General features: G+C 74.1%; 11 protein-coding genes and 1 pseudogene. 7 read left to right on the forward strand and 5 right to left on the reverse strand.

Features of this window, described 5'->3' with window-relative positions; all coding sequences use genetic code 11:
- The first annotated feature begins 17 nt into the window (after positions 1-17).
- Positions 18-632 carry a dTDP-4-dehydrorhamnose 3,5-epimerase gene (rfbC, locus tag ACZLKG_RS14645; protein ID WP_463649118.1) on the forward strand — a complete coding sequence of 205 codons (615 nt, stop codon included), beginning with the start codon at positions 18-20 and terminating at the stop codon, positions 630-632.
- Positions 629-1,585, forward strand: a complete 957-nt coding sequence (locus tag ACZLKG_RS14650; RefSeq protein WP_425709188.1) for a glycosyltransferase family 2 protein — start codon at positions 629-631, stop codon at positions 1,583-1,585. Before rfbC ends, ACZLKG_RS14650 begins: the two co-directional genes overlap by 4 nt.
- A 61-nt stretch (positions 1,586-1,646) precedes the next feature.
- Here the strand turns inward: ACZLKG_RS14650 and ACZLKG_RS14655 are convergent, their stop codons facing one another.
- Positions 1,647-2,933 carry a hypothetical protein gene (locus tag ACZLKG_RS14655; RefSeq protein ID WP_463649119.1) on the reverse strand — a complete coding sequence of 429 codons (1,287 nt, stop codon included), beginning with the start codon at positions 2,931-2,933 and terminating at the stop codon, positions 1,647-1,649.
- Positions 2,934-3,121: 188 nt separating this feature from the next.
- On the opposite strand from ACZLKG_RS14655, the gene ACZLKG_RS14660 reads away from it, so the two are divergent.
- On the forward strand, positions 3,122-5,188 hold the full coding sequence (locus tag ACZLKG_RS14660; RefSeq protein WP_463649120.1) for a SpoIID/LytB domain-containing protein: 2,067 nt from the start codon (positions 3,122-3,124) through the stop codon (positions 5,186-5,188).
- Between the two features lie 37 nt (positions 5,189-5,225).
- Here ACZLKG_RS14660 and ACZLKG_RS14665 read toward each other — a convergent pair whose 3' ends face one another.
- From ACZLKG_RS14665 to ACZLKG_RS14675, 3 genes are read right to left on the reverse strand one after another with little or no spacing between them, the layout of a single operon-like run.
- Positions 5,226-6,209: a lysylphosphatidylglycerol synthase domain-containing protein gene (locus tag ACZLKG_RS14665; RefSeq protein ID WP_425709191.1), complete on the reverse strand. Its 984-nt coding sequence runs from the start codon at positions 6,207-6,209 to the stop codon at positions 5,226-5,228.
- Complete coding sequence (locus ACZLKG_RS14670) at positions 6,206-7,306, reverse strand: glycosyltransferase family 4 protein (RefSeq protein ID WP_425709192.1); 1,101 nt, start codon at positions 7,304-7,306, stop codon at positions 6,206-6,208. The genes ACZLKG_RS14665 and ACZLKG_RS14670 overlap by 4 nt, the downstream gene beginning before the upstream one ends.
- Entirely contained in the window at positions 7,303-8,586 is a 1,284-nt protein-coding gene (locus ACZLKG_RS14675; protein ID WP_425709193.1) for a glycosyltransferase family 2 protein, read from the reverse strand. Before ACZLKG_RS14675 ends, ACZLKG_RS14670 begins: the two co-directional genes overlap by 4 nt.
- Positions 8,587-8,736: 150 nt before the next feature.
- Here ACZLKG_RS14675 and ACZLKG_RS14680 point away from each other — a divergent pair, with 150 nt between their 5' ends.
- Both ACZLKG_RS14680 and ACZLKG_RS14685 read left to right on the forward strand, forming a co-directional pair.
- On the forward strand, positions 8,737-10,104 hold the full coding sequence (locus tag ACZLKG_RS14680; RefSeq protein ID WP_425709194.1) for a hypothetical protein: 1,368 nt from the start codon (positions 8,737-8,739) through the stop codon (positions 10,102-10,104).
- Positions 10,101-11,393: pseudogene (locus tag ACZLKG_RS14685) on the forward strand (glycosyltransferase family 39 protein); the annotation flags it as partial. The gene ACZLKG_RS14680 and the pseudogene ACZLKG_RS14685, both read left to right, overlap by 4 nt.
- A gap of 414 nt (positions 11,394-11,807) precedes the next feature.
- Here ACZLKG_RS14685 and ACZLKG_RS14690 read toward each other — a convergent pair.
- The gene (locus ACZLKG_RS14690) at positions 11,808-14,504 is read right to left on the reverse strand and encodes a glycosyltransferase (RefSeq protein ID WP_425709195.1); all 2,697 of its coding nucleotides are present in this window, start codon (positions 14,502-14,504) and stop codon (positions 11,808-11,810) included.
- 60 nt (positions 14,505-14,564) lie between these two features.
- Between ACZLKG_RS14690 and ACZLKG_RS14695 the strand changes: the two genes are divergently transcribed.
- Together ACZLKG_RS14695 and ACZLKG_RS14700 are read left to right on the forward strand one after the other, a co-directional pair.
- Positions 14,565-14,954 (forward strand): hypothetical protein, encoded by a 390-nt coding sequence (locus ACZLKG_RS14695; RefSeq protein ID WP_425709196.1) that lies wholly within the window; start codon positions 14,565-14,567, stop codon positions 14,952-14,954.
- Positions 14,951-16,633, forward strand: a complete 1,683-nt coding sequence (locus ACZLKG_RS14700) for a glycosyltransferase family 2 protein (protein WP_463649121.1) — start codon at positions 14,951-14,953, stop codon at positions 16,631-16,633. Before ACZLKG_RS14695 ends, ACZLKG_RS14700 begins: the two co-directional genes overlap by 4 nt.
- The last annotated feature ends 5 nt before the right edge of the window (positions 16,634-16,638 follow it).

Genomic DNA, 16,638 nt, shown 5'->3' on the forward strand with positions numbered 1-16,638 from the left:
GACGGAAGGACTTGGCGATGGAGATCCGCGAGCTGAAGGTCGGCGGCGCCTACGAGATCACGCCGAAGCAGTTCACCGACCCACGCGGGACCTTCTTCGAGGCCTACAAGGCCAGCGCGTTCGAGGAGGTCGTGGGGTACCGCCTCGAGCTCGCCCAGACCAACAGCTCGGTGTCCTCCGCCGGCGTGCTGCGCGGCATCCACTTCGCGCAGCTGCCACCGTCGCAGGCCAAGTACGTGTGGTGCCCGCGCGGGGCGCTCCTCGACGTCGTCGTCGACATCCGGGTCGGCTCGCCCACGTACGGGCAGTGGGACTCGGTCCTGCTCGACGACGTCGACCGGCGCGCCATCTACGTGGGCGAGGGGCTGGGCCACGCGTTCTGCTCGCTCGAGGACGGCTCGACCGCCGTGTACATGTGCTCGACCCAGTACGCTCCGGGCCGCGAGCACGGCATCCACCCGCTCGACCCGGAGATCGGCATCGAGTGGCCCACCACGGACCGCGCCGGGAACCCGATGGAGCTCCTGCTCTCGGACAAGGACTCGGCGGCGCCCACCCTCGAGGAGGTCGCCGAGCAGGGGCTGCTGCCCACGGCCCAGGAGGCGGCCGACTTCTACGCGAGCCTGAGGTGAGCGCCGGGCCGGTGCGCCCTGGGGGCGACACCCCGGCCCCGACGTCGACCGCGGTGTGCGCCGTCGTCGTCACCTACTCCCCCGACCTCGACCGGCTCGACCCGCTGGTCGCCGGGCTCGGCGAGCAGTGCGCGAGTGTCGTCGTCGTCGACAACGGTCCGGGCGGGTCGGGACTCGCGGACCTGTGCGAGCGTCGCGGCGCCGAGCTCGTCGCGCTCGGCGGGAACACCGGGATCGCGCACGCGCAGAACGTCGGGATCGAGCGGGCGGTGTCGGCCGGGGCCACGCACGTGCTGCTCAGCGACCAGGACTCCCTGCCCGCGCCGGACATGGTCCCCGAGCTGCTCGCCGGCCTCGAGCGCGGGGCGGAGCAGGGGCGGGGGCCCGTCGGGGCGGTGGGGCCGGTAGCGGGCGACGTGCGGTCCGCCTCCGAGGAGCTGGTGTACGTCCCGCGCCGGTGGGGGCCCCGGCGTGCGCTGCCGACGGACGTGGACGACGACGGCCTGATCGACGCCGCCTTCCTCATCGCGTCGGGGTGTCTGCTGCCGGCGGCCGCGCTGCACGACGTGGGGGCGATGAACGACGACTGGTTCATCGACCACGTCGACCTCGAGTGGGGCCTGCGCGCCCGGCGGGCGGGCTACCGGCTGCTCGCCGTGACGTCCGCGCGGCTCGACCACTCGCTCGGGGACAGCCTGGTCAAGCTCCCGGGTCGCGCCCAGGAGGTGCACGTGCACTCCGCCTTCCGCACCTACTTCCTCGCCCGGAACACGGTGCTGCTCCTGCGCTCCGGGCTGCTTCCGCCGGCGTGGGCGGTCGGCTACGCGGTGTGGCTGGGCAAGTACGTCGCGTTCAACTCCCTGGTCGTCCCTGGCCGGATCGACCGGTTTCGGAGGATGATGCGCGGTGTGGCCGACGGAGTGCTCGGCCGCACCGGTCCCGCTCCGACGTAGTTCGGCGCGGGCGGCAGCCTGACACCGACGCCCGCGCCCGCGCCCGCCCTCGCGCTCGCGGTCACCCGATACGCGTCCAGGTGCCGCAGCCGCTGGTCACGAAACCCTGGTCGCTGGACCGGATGGTGGCGGTCTGGGCACCGTTTCCTCCACCCCACCCGAGCTGTTCGTCCCACTCTCCGCTGAAACCGGCTCGCCGTTCCCAGAAGCAGTACTCGCCCCCGGAAGTACGGTACGTACCGGGTGCGATGTGCTCGCCGACGACGTAGTGGCCGTCACCGAAACGAGTCGCCGGGCTCGCCGGATATGTCTGACCGACCGGCACCCATGTACCGCACCAGTCGCTCTCGAAGCCGACGTCGGCGGACTCGATCCTGACGATCGGACGAGCTACGCCCAAGCCGTTGACAATGATGTCGGAGTCCGAGCCGGAGAATCCGCTGAGCCGCGCCCAGTAGCAGCTGCCGTCCGTCGACGTCGAGCGGTAGGTCCCTGGCGCCACGCCGTTGCGGCCGACCGAGTGCGTGCCGTCCCCGAACGTGCGCGCCCCCGCCGATGGAGGCGTCGAGGACGCTGCTGCGCGCCGGACGCCGAGGGTGTCGGTGCCGTCGCCGTTCCAGTCTCCGACGAGAGTGACGTCGGTGGTGCGGCCATAGACGAGCGTCAGGTCGGCCGCGCCAGCCGAGATCGAGTTCTTGACGAAGTATTCCGCACCTCGACGCACCGCGAACGTGTCCCTACGGTCGCCATCCCAGTCGCCCACGTACACGGCGTCCCCCGGCCTGCCGTAGACGACCTGGTCGTCGGCCCAGCCGTCGGCGAGCTCGTTGCGCACGAAGTACTCGGCGCCACGACGGACCGCGAAGGTATCCGTTCCGTTACCGTCCCAGTCACCGACGAGGACCGTGTCGCTCGACCGGCCGTACATGAAGATCCGGTCGGCGGCACCGCCGGCCAGCTCGTTGCGCACGTGGTACTCGGCGCCACGACGGACCGCGAAGGTGTCCGTGCCGTTGCCGTCCCAGTCACCCATGAGGACCGTGTCCCCCGGGCGCCCGTACGTGACCTGGACGTCGGCCGGGCCGCTCGAGTTGGTGTTCCTGAAGTGGAAGGTCGCGCCTCGACGGATCGCCAAGGTGTCCGTGCCGTTGCCGTCCCAGTCACCGACGTACACCTCGTCGCTCGCTGCGCCGTAGGTGAAGCTGATGTTGGCGGTCGCTGTCCACTGGTCGTTGAGGAAGTACTCCTGGCCGGAGCCGCCGACATCGCCACCCTTGGCGACCGCCGGTGCACCTGCGCCCACGAGGCCGGCACCGGCGAGCATCGCCACCGCGGCGGCAGAGGCCACCGTTCTCCATCTCATGTCAGACGACTCCGATCTCGGTGCGGCGACCCGACGTCGCCGGACGGTAGGAGAGTATGGGCGAACACTGACATCCGGACGAGTTTCACGGAACCGTTGGACAGGGCGCCACGGTGGGAGACAATCCTGCAGGTGACGCCCGACCGGTCGTCCCGCTCGTTGAGGAGCTCACGATGTCCTTCCCCCGTCGTCGCCGTGCCACCGCGTGGCTCGCGCTCGCCACCGCGGGCGCGCTGCTCGCCCTCCCGTCCGCCGCCGTCGCGACGCCCGACCCCGTAGAACCGGTCGGCGTCGCCTCCACCGACGGGGCTGCCTCGCCCGACGGCGTGGGGTCGCCCGACGGCGTGGGCGCGCCCGACGCCGGCGCCCTGCCCGACGCGTCCGCCGACGCGAGCACCACCGCCACCGAGGTCTACCCGCGCCCCGCCGACGGCACCTGGGAGATCGAGGGCCACGGCTGGGGCCACGGCATCGGGATGTCCCAGTGGGGCGCCCAGGGAGCGGCCCTCCAGGGCGTCTCCAGCTCCTCGATCCTCGCCTTCTACTACCCCGGCACCCGGCAGGCGAACATCGGTGACCCCACGATGCGCATCCGGCTCCTCGGGCTCTCGGGGCGCACCTCGGTGACGGCCTGGGCGCCGTCCGGCCAGACCCTGCGCGCCACCGCGGGCGGCGCGAACCTCGGCGTGCCGACCGGCGGGCGGCTCACCGTCACCCGCACGACGGCCGGGTTCCGCCTCGAGCACCGGACCACCCCGGGCGGCAGCGTCGGCTGGTCGACGACCACGACGGCCCCGGTCAGCCTCGCCACGAACGACGGTGTGGTCCTCGGTGCCTCGACGACCGGCGGCGGCACCTGGTACCGCGGTCAGGCCGCCGTGCAGCCGACGTCCGCCACCCTCGACGTCGTCAACCACGTGGCGATGGAGGAGTACCTGCGCTCCGTGGTGCCCCGCGAGTCGCCGGCCTCCTGGCACCACGCCGCGCTCGAGGCCCAGTCGGTGGCCGCCCGCACGTACGCCCGGCACGAGACGCGGTCCGGCGGCACGTACGACCTGTGCGACACGACGTCCTGCCAGGTCTACGCCGGCCGCGCCGCCGTGACGGCCGCCGGCGGGGTCACGGGCCACGAGCACCCGCGCACGGACGCCGCCATCGCCTCGACGCGCGGCAGGATCCTCGAGGGGCAGACGACGCCCGGGGGCGCGTGGGGGCCCGCCTTCACGCAGTTCTCCTCCTCCAACGGCGGCCACTCGGTGGCGGGCTCGCGCCCCTACCTCGTCGCCCGCCCGGACCCGTGGTCCGGCACCGCGCCCGGCGACCCGGTGACCAGCTGGTCGACCACGCTGTCGGCGACCGCCGTCGACTCCCGGTGCGCCGCGGGCGGACGGGTCGAGGCCCTGGTGATCACGGCACGCGACGGCCGCGGCGACCTCGGCGGGCGCATCACCGGCCTGCGGCTGGACTGCACGACCGGCAGCGTCGACGTCGGCACGGAGTTCGCCCGCCGCCTCGGGATGCGCTCGAGCTGGTGGCGCCCGGTCCCCGAGGAGCACCCGTCGGTGTTCTTCCTCAACGACGCCTGGAGCGCGTGGGCGAACCACGAGGTCCCCCTCGGCGCGGCCACGTCCTCCCCGCTCGCGGGCGACTGGGAGGGCGACGGCACCGACACGGTCGGCGTGCGCGACGGCAACCGCCTCACCCTGGCCGACGACCACACCGGCGTCGGCACGACCGTCCTCGACTACGGCCGCGCCGACGACGCGCTGCTCGTCGGCGACTGGGACGGGGACGGCGTCGACAGCTTCGGCGTGCGCCGCGGCTTCACGTACTTCCTGCGCGACGCGCTGACCTCCGGGGTCGCCGACACCGTGGTGGACTACGGCCGCGCGGGCGACGAGGTGTTCGTCGGCGACTGGGACGGCGACGGCGTCGACACCATGGCCGTGCGACGCGGGAACCGCTTCTTCATCGCGAACTCCCTGACCTCGGGCCCCGCCGACCGCGAGCTGACCTACGGCCGGACCGGCGACGTGGTCCTCGTGGGCGACTGGGACGGCGACGGGATCGACACGCTCGCGGTCCGCCGCGGCAACACCTACCTCGTCCGCAACGAGCTGACCACCGGCGTCGCGGACATCGAGCTCGACTACGGGCGGGCGAGCGACTCGGTCGTGGTCGGCGACTGGGACGGCGACTCCGAGGACACCCTCGGCGTGCACCGCGTCGAGACCTGGTAGCCGGGCGGGCGCGCCGCCCCGCGCCCGTCCACGCGCCTCAGCGCTCGGTGGGGCTCTCCGGCGGGACCGGCCCGGCCTCGTCCACCGGCACCTGCGCCGCGTCGTCGGGGGCTCGGCGCCTGACGAGTACCCCCGTGCCGAGGCCGAGCCCGAGGTCGACGACGGTGAGCAGGACGCGGGACATGAGCACGGTGACGAGCACGCCGCCGGAGCTCAGCAGCCCCGCGAGCATGATGCCGAGGATGCTCTCGCGCACGCCCACCCCGGCGGGCACGACGACGACGAGGAACCCCACCACCCAGGCCAGCGCGTAGCCGCTGACGGCGCGCGCGAACGTCCCCGGGGTCGGGTCCAGCCCGACGGCGGTGGCGATGAGCCAGACCTGCGTGCCCGCGAGCAGCCAGCCGACGACCGCCCAGAAGGACGCCTTGAGCACGCCGCCCGCCGAGAGCGGGTGCTCGAGCGGAGGTCGGCGGATGAGCCGCAGGGCGACGCCGAGGATCCTGTTGAGCACGGGCGGGAGCAGCACGACGACGAACACCGGCAGGAACCAGACGACCCAGCCGACCTCGGAGCGCACCGCGGGGTCGAAGGCCACGGCCCCGGCGGCCAGGGCCAGGCCCGTGACGATGGAGACCAGCAGGGAGACGACCATGCCGGACACCGAGCGGCGCCGCGGGATGTCGATGTCCTTGCCCATCTCGGCGGCGGCGACGATGTTCCACACGCCTCCGGGCAGGTACTTGCCGACCTGCGAGACGAAGAACAGGCGCGCCGCGGGCGCGAGCCCGAGTCGCGAGCCGAGGTCGATCAGCACCTCGCGCCAGGAGAGCATCGTGGCCACGACGTAGGTGATCGAGACGAGCAGGCTGACCCCGATGATCCACCAGGGCATCTGGCTCAGAGCGTCGCTGACGAGGTCCCACTGGTTGGCGACCGCGAGCACGGCCGCCCCGATGGCGGCCACGAGGAACAGTCCGCGCACCCACGGGGACCGCAGCGCCGCGAGGATCTTCTTCACGCGGTCAGCACGTCCCACAGGGGCCCGACGACGGCGGACGGCGTGAGGTCGCGGGCGCGCTCGCTCGCCCACGCGCGCAGGTCGGCGACCGCCGCCGGGTCGTCGATCAGGGCGCCGAGCGCGTCGGCGAGCGCGGCCGGGTCGCCGGGCGGGACGAGGAGGGCGGCGTCGCCGAGGAACCGGCGCTGCGGCGGGGTGTCGGAGGTGACGACGGCGCAGCCGGCCGCCAGGGACTGGTAGACCTTGTTGGGCACGACCCGCAGGCCCTTGTCGGTGTCACCGAAGATGCCGAGCCCGATGTCGTGGGCGGCGACGAGGTCCGGCAGCTTCTCGGGCGCGACCCAGTCGAGCCACTCGATCCCGGGAACGCCGGCGAGGACGGCACGGGCCTCGGCGTGGTCCTGGCCCGTGCCGACCATCGTCACCCGCAGCTCCGTGCCGCGCCGGTGCAGCTCGGCGAGCGCCCGGGCGATCGTCACGGTCCCCTGGAGCGGGGTGAACAGGCCGTAGAACGCGATGCTCGGGGTCCCGCCGGAGGAGCCGGCACGGTTCCGGCCGGCCTCGGCCCAGGCGTCCGGGGCGCCGACGGGGACGACGACGGTGCGCTCGCGCACGGCGGGGGCCGCGAGCTCGGCGTGCTCCTCCGTGTCGACGACGACGACGTCCGCCGCGCCGGTGGCGACCCGGTCGAGGGCGGTGAGCGCCCCGCCGCGCAGCCGGCCGTCGACGCCGCGGTCGCGGGCGGTGCTCGCGGCGAAGATGAGGTGGTCGAGCACGAGGGTCGCCCGGGGGAACAGCGCCCGCGCGAGCAGCACGTCGAAGTGACCGAGATACCCGACGACGACGACGTCGGGCGCACGCTCGCCCGCGAACGCGAAGGAGCCGTCGACGAGTCCGGCCCAGCGGGAGGCCAGGCGGGCCGCGAGCCGGGGCAGCAGCCACGGCCGGCGGAGCATGTCGACCCGGTCGGCCGTGCTCAGCCCGAGCGGGCGGTCGAGCTCGCGGACCGTCGCGCCGCGCTCGGCGAGTCCCTGCAGGAGGACCCCGGCGCGGGGATGGACGGACGTGTCGTACGTGCCGAAGCCGAGGACCCTCACCGGCCCGGACGCCCCTGGGACAGCTCCTCCGGCGTCACCTGGTAGTCGTGGCCGTTCGCACGTGCCGGTCCGGCGCCGATGTCCGTCGGGACGCCGTTGCGGTCGACGCCGGGCGCCACACCCACGGGGCGCGCGTCCGCCCGGGGGGCGGTGTCCGCGGAGGGCGCGACCTCACCGAGGCGCTCGCGCCTGCCGGTAGCACCGGACCCGATGTCTGCCCGGCCGCGGACCTCCGCCGAGCCGACCGGCATCGACGACGGGTCGGGTCGCCCGTCGAGCACGACCGACGGCCCGTCCGTCACGGCGGTCGGCCGCTGGCCGAGCCGGGCCGCGATCGCGTTCTCGGAGTACTGCAGCGACTTCACGCGCTCCAGGCTCTCCTCCATGAGCACGCGGTTGGTCCGCAGCAGGTCGGCGATGACGGACAGGGCGATGCTCAGCAGGGCCCCGACGAGGGCCGCCGTGCCGAAGATCAGGGACTGGACGTGCCCCCCGGCGTCGCCCATGAGGAACAGGACGAGGAACCGGACGAACGGCACGAGCCCGGCGATGAGCAGGATCGCACCGACGGTGCCGAGGATCGCGTGCGGCTTGAACATGAGGTACGAGCGGACGATCGCCGTGCCCGACTTGAACATGTGCTGCCAGATGTTCTTGAACAGCCGGGACTCACGGGTCTTGGGGTTCGTGGCGATGGCCACCGAGGCGATCCGCAGGCGCTTGTTTCCCGCCTGGATGATCGTCTCCATGCAGTAGGAGAACTGCGTGACGACGTTGAGCCGGATGAGCGACTCCTTGGAGTACGCCCGGAACCCGGAGGCGGCGTCCGGCAGCTTCGTGCCGGCGGCGAGGTTGACGACGTCGGAGCCGACCTTCTGCATCGCCTTCTTGAACGGTGAGAAGTGGGCGATCGTCGCGGTCTGCCGGTCGCCGATGACGATGTCCGCCTCGTTGTGGACGATCGGCTGGACGAGCTCGCCGATGACCTCCTGCGGGTACTGGTTGTCGCCGTCGGTGTTGACGACGATGTCCGCACCGTGCGCGAGCGCGTAGTCGACGCCGTCCCGGAAGGAGCGGGCCAGTCCCTGGTTGCGGGCGTGTCGCACGAAGTGCGTGACGCCGAGGTTGCGCGCGACCTCGACGGTGCGGTCCGTCGACCCGTCGTCGACGACGAGGATGTGGACCTCGTCGATCCCCGGGATCTCCCGCGGGATCGTGGCCAGGACGAGCGGGAGGGTCTCCTCCTCGTTCAGGCACGGGATCTGGACGAACAGCTTCATGGGTACCTCGGGTGTCGGTCGCGGCGCATCCGCGGCTGCCCCGCGAGGCAGCGGTCGGGCTGGCCCGGAACGACGCCAGGGTACCGTAGGGGCCGCGCGAGGCCGGGACGACCCCTCGGCGTGAAGGGGAGATCACTGGTGGCGCGAGACGTGGATGACAGGGGTGCCGAGGAGCCGGCTACGGACAGCCGTCCCTGGACCGCCCGCCTGCGGCCCGAGCTGCCCTGGGCCGGCGGCGTCGGCGTTCTCGCCCTGCTCATGAGCCTGACGGCGATCTTCTTCGGCACCTCCCTGTCGGCCCTCGACGAGCAAACGCACCTGGACTACGCCTACCAGGTGGCGCACGGCAACCTCCCGGCCGACGGCGACCGGCTCTCCGACTACGTCCTCGACCAGTGGTCGTGCCGCGGCCAGTCCAACCTTCCGGACCTGCCCTCCTGCGAGGACGCGCTCGCCGACGAGGTCGAACCCACCGAGTACCCGGCGCTGGGCCAGAACTACAACTCCTTCCACCCGCCCGCCTACTACGTCACACCCGCGGCCACCGGACTGGTCGCCGAGGCGGTCGGGCTGGAGTTCTCCACCGGCGCCCGGCTCGCCAACGCCCTGTGGCTGGCCGCCGGCGTCGTCGCCGTCTACGCGGCCCTGCGCACGTGGCGACTGCCGAGACCCTGGGCCTTCTCCGCGTCGGCGCTGCTGCTGGCCTTCGAGCCCGTCATCGTCTCCGGCTGGCAGGTGACGAACGACGGACCGGCCATGCTCGTCGGCGCCGGCGCCCTGTGGGTACTCGGCCGGTGGGCGCTCCACGGCCGCATCGGCTGGCTGTGGCCCACGCTCGTCGCGCTGCTGGCGGCGAGCACCAAGGTGATGAGCGCGGTCGGGCTCCTCGCCGTCGTCGGGCTCATCGGCCTCATGGCCGTGGCGGACGTGCGGCGCCGCGACTGGCGCACCCTCGGCCGACGGGCGGCCACCGTCCTCTCCCCGATCGCCGTCGTCGGCGCGTGCATGCTCGCCTGGTCCCGCTTCCAGGACGGGCGCGGCTCGCAGGCCTGGGACAACCCGCTGTACGGGATCAGCACCCGGCCGGTCGAGGGCAGCCCGTGGGACGAGACCGTGCCGACGCTGCTCGACGCGTTCGGGCTCGTGAAGTCCTCCCAGTTCCCCGGCGAGCTCACCGGCTGGCAGCTCGACACCGTCACCGCCGTGTGGTGGGTGCTGCTCACCGCCGCACCGTTCATGGCGATCGTGGCCTTCGGCACAGGACGCGCCGAGCGCCTCCTCGGCCTCGCCGCCGTCGCGGGGACCGTCGGGGCGGGCATCATCGTCCAGGCGCAGGAGGTGATCACCTCCGACCACGCCTTCCGGCTCATCTCGGGCCGGTACGCGATCACGCTGCTGCCGATCACCGTGGCAGCGTTCGCGGTGTCGCTGCACCACCGGCGGCTGGCCACGGCCCTGCACGTGGCCGTCGGGCTCTCCGTCGGCATCATGTGGCTCTCGCTTGGAGGAGTTCTATGACCACCACCCCGCGTCGGCGTCCGAAGGACGTCTTCACCGTCGCGGTGGTCGCCGTCACCCTCCTCGTGGCCGGCATCGGTGCGCTGTGGGCCGTGCTCACGCCCGGGTTCCGTGCTCCCGACGAGCCGCAGCACGTCAACACGGTCCTGCGCCTGGCGGACGGCGGCGGGTGGCCCGCGCCCGGCGAGCAGACGTTCCTCCAGGGCATGCATGTCGCCGCGGACGAGGCGGGCTGGGTCGACACCGGGCTGGAGCTCATCCGGCAGAACTCCCACTCGCACCCGGGGGCGTCCGTCAGCACCGGCCAGGAGCCGTTCGTGCTCCTTGTCCCGGACCCCGTCGATGTCGAGGACCGCACGGTCATCCTCGACGTCGACAACCGCGTCACCCTGTTCGAGCAGGTCGACCAGATGACGCAGCACCCGCCCGGCTACTACGCGCTCGCCGCCGGCTACCTCACGGTCCTGGGCGCCGACGGGTGGACGTGGGACAGCCAGCTCCTCGCGCTGCGGCTCCTCGACGTCGTGCTCATGTCCGGGATCGTCCCGCTCGCGGTGGTCGCGGCCCGGCGGCTCGGGGCCTCCCGGTCGGACTCGCTGGTCGGCGCGTTCGCCGTCACGGCCCCCTCCCAGCTGCTGTTCGTCGGCTCCGCCGTGACGAACGACGCCCTGCTCAACCTGTGCGGCGCCGGCGTCCTCGCGCTCAGCGCCGTGGTGCTCACGAGCCGCTGGGACTGGCGCCACGTGCTCGGCCTGGGCGCCGTGCTCGGCGCGGGCCTGATGACGAAGGGCTTCATGCTCGGGTTCATCCCGATCGTGGCGCTGGCGTTCCTGCTGTCCACCGGCACGGACCGGGCGCTCGGGCGGAGGGCGCTCGCGGCGTTCTGGTCGCTGGCGGTGGCCTTCGTCATCGGCGGCTGGTGGTGGCTGAAGAACCTGGTGGTGCACGGGACGTTCCAGCCCGACGGCTATCCGGGGCGCGAGCCGCTGGACGACACATCCCACCTCGGCCTCAACCTGTGGGACTTCGCGATCGGCGCCGAGCGCAGCATCGTCAACAGCTCGTGGGGCAACTACGGCTGGCTCGAGTCCCCGCTGCCGGAGTGGTTCCAGCACGTGCTCAGCTACGTGACGATCGCGCTGGTCGTGGTCGGTGTCGTCCTCGCGGGCCGGTTCCGGCGCCACCTGCTCGTCCTGGTCGCGGCGAGCGTCGGCGTGCTCGGTGTCGTCCTGTACGGGGCGCTCAACGAGTACTACTCCACCGGGCTGCACGCCGGCCTGCAGGGCCGCTACCTGTACGTCGCAGTCGTCGGGCTGATCGTGGCCGTGACGATCGTCCTCGAGCGCACGACCCGGGGCCTGGCCGTCCGCCCGATGGTCGCGGCCCGCGTCGGCGCCGCGCTCGTGTGCCTCGCCCTCGCCGTCTACGGCCTGTGGTTCGGGTTCAGCGCGTTCTACGTCGAGTTCTACGAGACGTTCTCCACCGGCCTGAGCCGGTGGAACAACTGGAGCCACGTGGGCGTGCCGAAGCTGTTCGCGCTCACGGCCGCGACCCTCGCGGCCGCGCTCGGCTCGCTGCTGCTCCTCGGGGTGCAGGCCGCGCGCGACGCGCGCGACGGCGTGGCCGGCCCCGGCCTGGTCGGCTCGGCGGAACCAGCCGGCCTGGCGGCCCCGGAGGCCGGCTCCGCGGACGGTCCCGCGGGCTCAGCGACCGAGCCTGCCGCGAACCTTCCCGACCCCGCGGCGCAGGACCTCGCGGGTGCCGGCGTCGCGCTGGACGCGACGGGCGGAGCCGAGCAGACGGACGGCCCTGCTCCCGGCGAGCGCCGCGGGGACGCGTAGCCCCGAGCGCGGCAGCGCGTACGGCTCCACGTGGGCGCCGGCCGCGTCGAACGGCTCGTCGTCGGTGACCGGCTTCCACCCGACCGACTCGCGCGGACCGTCCGAGCGCACCCGTGCCGCGGCGTCGACGAGGAGGTCGAGGTAGGTGCGCCCCTGGACGTGCGGCGACCAGGCGAGCAGGGCCTCGCGGCGGGCGCGGGCGCCGATCCGGCGCCGCAGGGCCGGGTCCGTGACGAGCGCGTCGAGGGCCGCGGTCCAGCCGTCGACGTCGCCCGGGAGGAACCCGGTGATGCCGTCGGTCACGGACTCGCGGAACGGCTGCGTCGGCGACGCGACGACCGGCGTCTCCACGAGGGCGGACTCGAGCCACTTGATCGCCGACTTCGCCTCGTTGAAGATCGACCCGGGCGTGAGCGGGGCGAGGCTGACATCGACGTCGCGCAGCAGGCCCGGCAGGTCGTACCAGGGGACGAACGGCAGGCGCCGCACGCGCTCGGCGTGGGCGGCGAGCGCCCCGGTGGGCCGCAGGTGGCCGCCGAGCCACAGCTCGACGGACGGGTGGCGCTCGAGGATGTCGATGACGGCGGGCTCGACCATCGCCCAGTCGGCGTCGTGGGTGGTGGTGCCCGAGAAGTAGCCGATGCGGACCGGCCCCTCGGTGCGCTCGCGGCGCAGCGCCCGGTCCGAGCGGCGGGCGAGCAGGGTGCCGACGCCGTTGGGGAACCGGTAGGACGGCATGGTCGTCACCGCGGTGGCGTGCTCGCACAGCGTCTGCGTGGAGCCGACGTAGGCGTCGGCGAGCTCCATCGAGGTGCGGTAGCGGCGCACGCCGCGCCACCACAGGGCGAGCTCGTCGGCGGGCATGCCCTCCAGCCCGTCAACCTGGCCCTCGAGCGCGGGGTCGAAGATGAGGTCGTCGATGTCGAACAGGACCGGGACTGCGCGGGGCCGTGCCCGGACCTGGGCCACCAGGTCCACGATCTGGTCGGTCGCCGGCACGCGGTAGAGGACGAGGGCGTCGCAGCGGCGCGCCTCCTCGATCAGGCGGGGGTCGCGGTAGTGGCGCACCCGCGCGGAGACGCCGTGCAGCCCGAGCGCCTCGGCGGCGAGCTGGGTGCGGTACCGCTGGGGCGCCCCCTGGATGCCACTGACGAACAGGACGCGGCGCATGAGGGCGTGCTCGGCGTCCCGCGCCCCCGAGTCCGCCGTCGCCGAGAGTGCGGTTCTCGGTCCTCGAGCGTGCGGTTCGTCGTCGGGCACGTGGGCCTCCTCCCCCGGCGACGCCGGCGACACACCCGGCGACGCCGCCTCCGCCGTCCCGGCCGGCTTCCCGCACATCGCCGCGTAGCGCGCGATGAGGCCGTCGACCTGGTCGGACAGGGCGAGGACCGGGCTCGCCGATCCCTGCCCCGTGCGGGCACGGGCGCGGGCGGGGTCGGCCACGAGGCCGCGCAGCCGGGCGAGCAGCGTGTCCTCGTCGCCGGCGGGGACGATCCACCCGTTGACGTCCTCCGCGACGGCCTCCTCCGGCCCGAGGGTGTCGGTCGCGAGGACCGCGAGGCCGGCCCCGAGCGCCTCGCGGGTGAGGATCGAGTGGGACTCGCGCATGATCGAGGGCAGCACGAGGACGTCGGCGCCGGCGAGCACCCCGGCGCGGTCCTCGGGGGCGAACGGGGGGCGCAGCCGGATCTGCGGCGGCACGGGGCCGCCGGCGTCGGCGTCGGCGCGAGTGCCGTACATGTCGAGGGTCCACCCAGCCCCAGGGTCCTCGGCGGCGAGGCGGCGGGCGGCAGACAGCAGGAGCGGCCCGCCCTTGACGGCGTCGTTCCCGCCGGCGAAGAGCAGGCGCAGCGGCCCGTCGCCCGTCCGCGGCTCCGGCGCCGGGTCGCCCGCGCCGACGCCCTCGCCGACGCCGGGCAGCCCGTTCTCGTCGACCTCGAGCAGCTCGGGGGCCACGCCGTTGGCGAGGAACGTGGCGGCGGCCGAGGCCGACGGGGCGAGCACGACGTCGGCGTGGGCGAGCTCGGGGGCCAGCGCCGCGAGGCGGGCGTCGGCGTCGTCGCGGCCCCGCTCGCACCGGCACACCCCGCAGCCGACGACCAGCGAGCACGGCCTCAGGTCGCGGTCGACGAGGAACTGGCGCGTGCACTGCCACCACCAGTCGTGCGCCGTGACGACGACCGCCGCGCCCGACTCCTTGGCCGCCCGGACGAGCGAGCCGCCCAGGGTCTGCAGGGAGTGCAGGTGCACGACGTCGGGCCGCACCTGCTCGAGCCAGCCGCGGAAGTCGGCCTCGACGGCGGGGTTGGCCCAGTTCTTCCGGTCCGACCAGGAGGTGTAGGGGTGGGTCTCGATCCAGCGCACCCGCACCGTGCCGTGCTCGCCGGTGTCGGTATCGTCCCAGGTCGACAGGGCGCGTCGGGAGTCGTCGAGGTGGCCGGCGTAGACGTGCGCCTCGTGGCCCGCGGCGGCGAGCGCCCGCGCGATGCGCCGCGGGACCAGCGTGCCGCCCGAGACGAAGTTCGGCGGGTAGTGGGCCGAGACCTGGGCGACGCGCATGATCTCGATCCTAGGCAGGGGTGCGGGCGGCGGCCGGACCGGCGCACTAGCGTGTGGCGCATGGCCGAGACCCCTTCCACCTGGCTCGACGACCTCGCCGCGACGGACGCCGAGCTGCACGCCTCGCTCGCCGGACGCATCGAGCTCCTCGGCCGGGACGCCTGGTCGCGCCGCACGATCGAGGCCGAGGCCGCGCTCGGGCAGGCCCGCGCGACGATCACCCTCCAGGACCGGCTCCTGCGCGACCTCGCCGCTCGGCACGTCGAGCTCGAGGACGACATCCGCGAGCTCCAGAACCCCGGGTCGACGGCTATGCCGGGGGATGCCGCGGCGCCGTCGCGGGCCCGCCGGTTCGTCGCCTCCGTGCCGGGCCGGGCGAAGGTCGCCGTCACCGATCCGGCGCGGGCGCTGCGCGCGGTCCGCCGCCGGCTGCCCGGCGGCGCCGCGTGACCGGGACGACCGCCGAGCCCGGCACCGGCACCGGCACCGGCACCACGGCGGAACGCACCACGCCGGAGCAGGCCACGACGATCCCCGACGGCGACGCCACCGCCGACGCGCCCCCGCCGCGGATCTCGCTCCTCGTCCTGCCCGGCACCGAGGACGAGCTGATCCACACCCGAGCCTCGCTCGAGGCGCAGAGCGAGGGACCGTGGGAGCTGTTGGAGACCGGCCCCGCCGCCGACGCCCCGGCGAACACGGACACCGCCGACGACACGATCGGCGCCGACGACGAGGACGCTCCCCCACTGCCTCCTCGCCACCCCGACCTGCCGGCCGCGGCCGCGGCGGCCCGCGGTGAGTGGATCGGTGTCCTCGGCGCCGGTGACTCCCTCGAGCCGGGCGTGCTCGCCACCATCCTCTCGGCGATCGACGCGGCGCCGGACGTCCGCGTGGTCCACGCTGACGAGCGCCTCCCTGACGGCCGCACCCACGCCAAGCCCTCCTGGATGCCCCGGGCGCTCGAACAGCTCGACGTCCTCGGCCGCCTCACCCTCGTCCGCGCCGACCTCATGGCCGAGGTCGGGGGCCTCACCGACGAGGAGGCCGCCGAGTGGGACCTCCACCTGCGCCTCGCCGAGCACCTCGGCGCGGGCGACCCGCTCGCGCCGAGCCCCGACGTCCTCCACCTGCCGCTGACCTCCCTCGCCCGGGCCACGGACCCGGCCGACCTCCTCGACGCCGGCGCGGCCGCCGTCGAGCGGTCGCTGGCCAGGCGTGGCTCGTCCGCCGTCGTGGTGCGTCCGCACGCGACCGCGCCGGACAGCACCGACGAGCAGGCGCCCGTCGACACGGCGCCGGCCCCCCCGCCGTCGGACCACCTCGTCCTCGAGCGCCCGCTGCCCCGCACGCCGCGCGTGTCCGTCGTGATCCCCACCGGCGGCGGACACCGCGAGACGCCCGCGCGCACGGTCCGTTCGGTCGACGTCGTCCTGGAGACGCTCCTGGCACGCACCGACTATCCCGACTACGACGTCGTCGTCGTGACCTCCGAGGGGACCGAGGCAGGCGTCGCGGAGGACTGCCGCGCCCTGGATCCGCGCGTCTCGGTGGTCGAGGCCGGCGGGCCGTTCAGCTTCTCGCGCTCGATCAACGCCGGCGTCGGCGCGGCGGGCGGCGAGCTCGTGCTCCTGCTCAACGACGACACCGAGATCGTCGACCCGGCCTGGCTGCGCGACCTCGTGGCGATCGGGCTCGAGGACGGGGTCGGCGCCGTCGGGGCCCGGCTGCTGTACGGCGACGGCACGATCCAGCACGCCGGGATCGTCATGAGCGCCGACCGCACGCCGTCACACCTGCTCGCCCACGAGCCCGACGGCGTCCCGCGCCTCGGGGTGGGCAGCGCGGACCTCGAGCACCTCGCCGTCACGGCGGCCTGCCTGCTCACGCCGCGGGCCGCGTTCGAGCAGGTCGGTGGACTGTCGGAGGAGCTCCCGCTCAGCTACAACGACGTCGACTACTGCCTCAAGCTGCGCGCCGTCGGGCTGCGCACCGTGTGCGCCGGCAGCGTGCGGGTGATCCACCACGAGTCCGTCACGCGCGACGCGACCGTCACCGACCGCGAGCACGCCGCGGTCACGTGGTGGTCCGGGATCACGGCGCTCGACCCCTGGTACTGGGGCGTGTGACCAGG

It is taken from the genome of Georgenia sp. Z2081 (assembly GCF_055326445.1).

Bases quoted from the DNA above. Each gene is read 5' to 3' on its own strand.
- ACZLKG_RS14695 (WP_425709196.1), top strand. From the start codon at position 14,565: ATGGCCGAGACCCCTTCCACCTGGCTCGACGACCTCGCCGCGACGGAC.
- ACZLKG_RS14675 (WP_425709193.1), bottom strand. From the start codon at position 8,586: ATGAAGCTGTTCGTCCAGATCCCGTGCCTGAACGAGGAGGAGACCCTC.
- ACZLKG_RS14690 (WP_425709195.1), bottom strand. From the start codon at position 14,504: ATGCGCGTCGCCCAGGTCTCGGCCCACTACCCGCCGAACTTCGTCTCG.
- ACZLKG_RS14660 (WP_463649120.1), top strand. From the start codon at position 3,122: ATGTCCTTCCCCCGTCGTCGCCGTGCCACCGCGTGGCTCGCGCTCGCC.
- rfbC (WP_463649118.1), top strand. From the start codon at position 18: ATGGAGATCCGCGAGCTGAAGGTCGGCGGCGCCTACGAGATCACGCCG.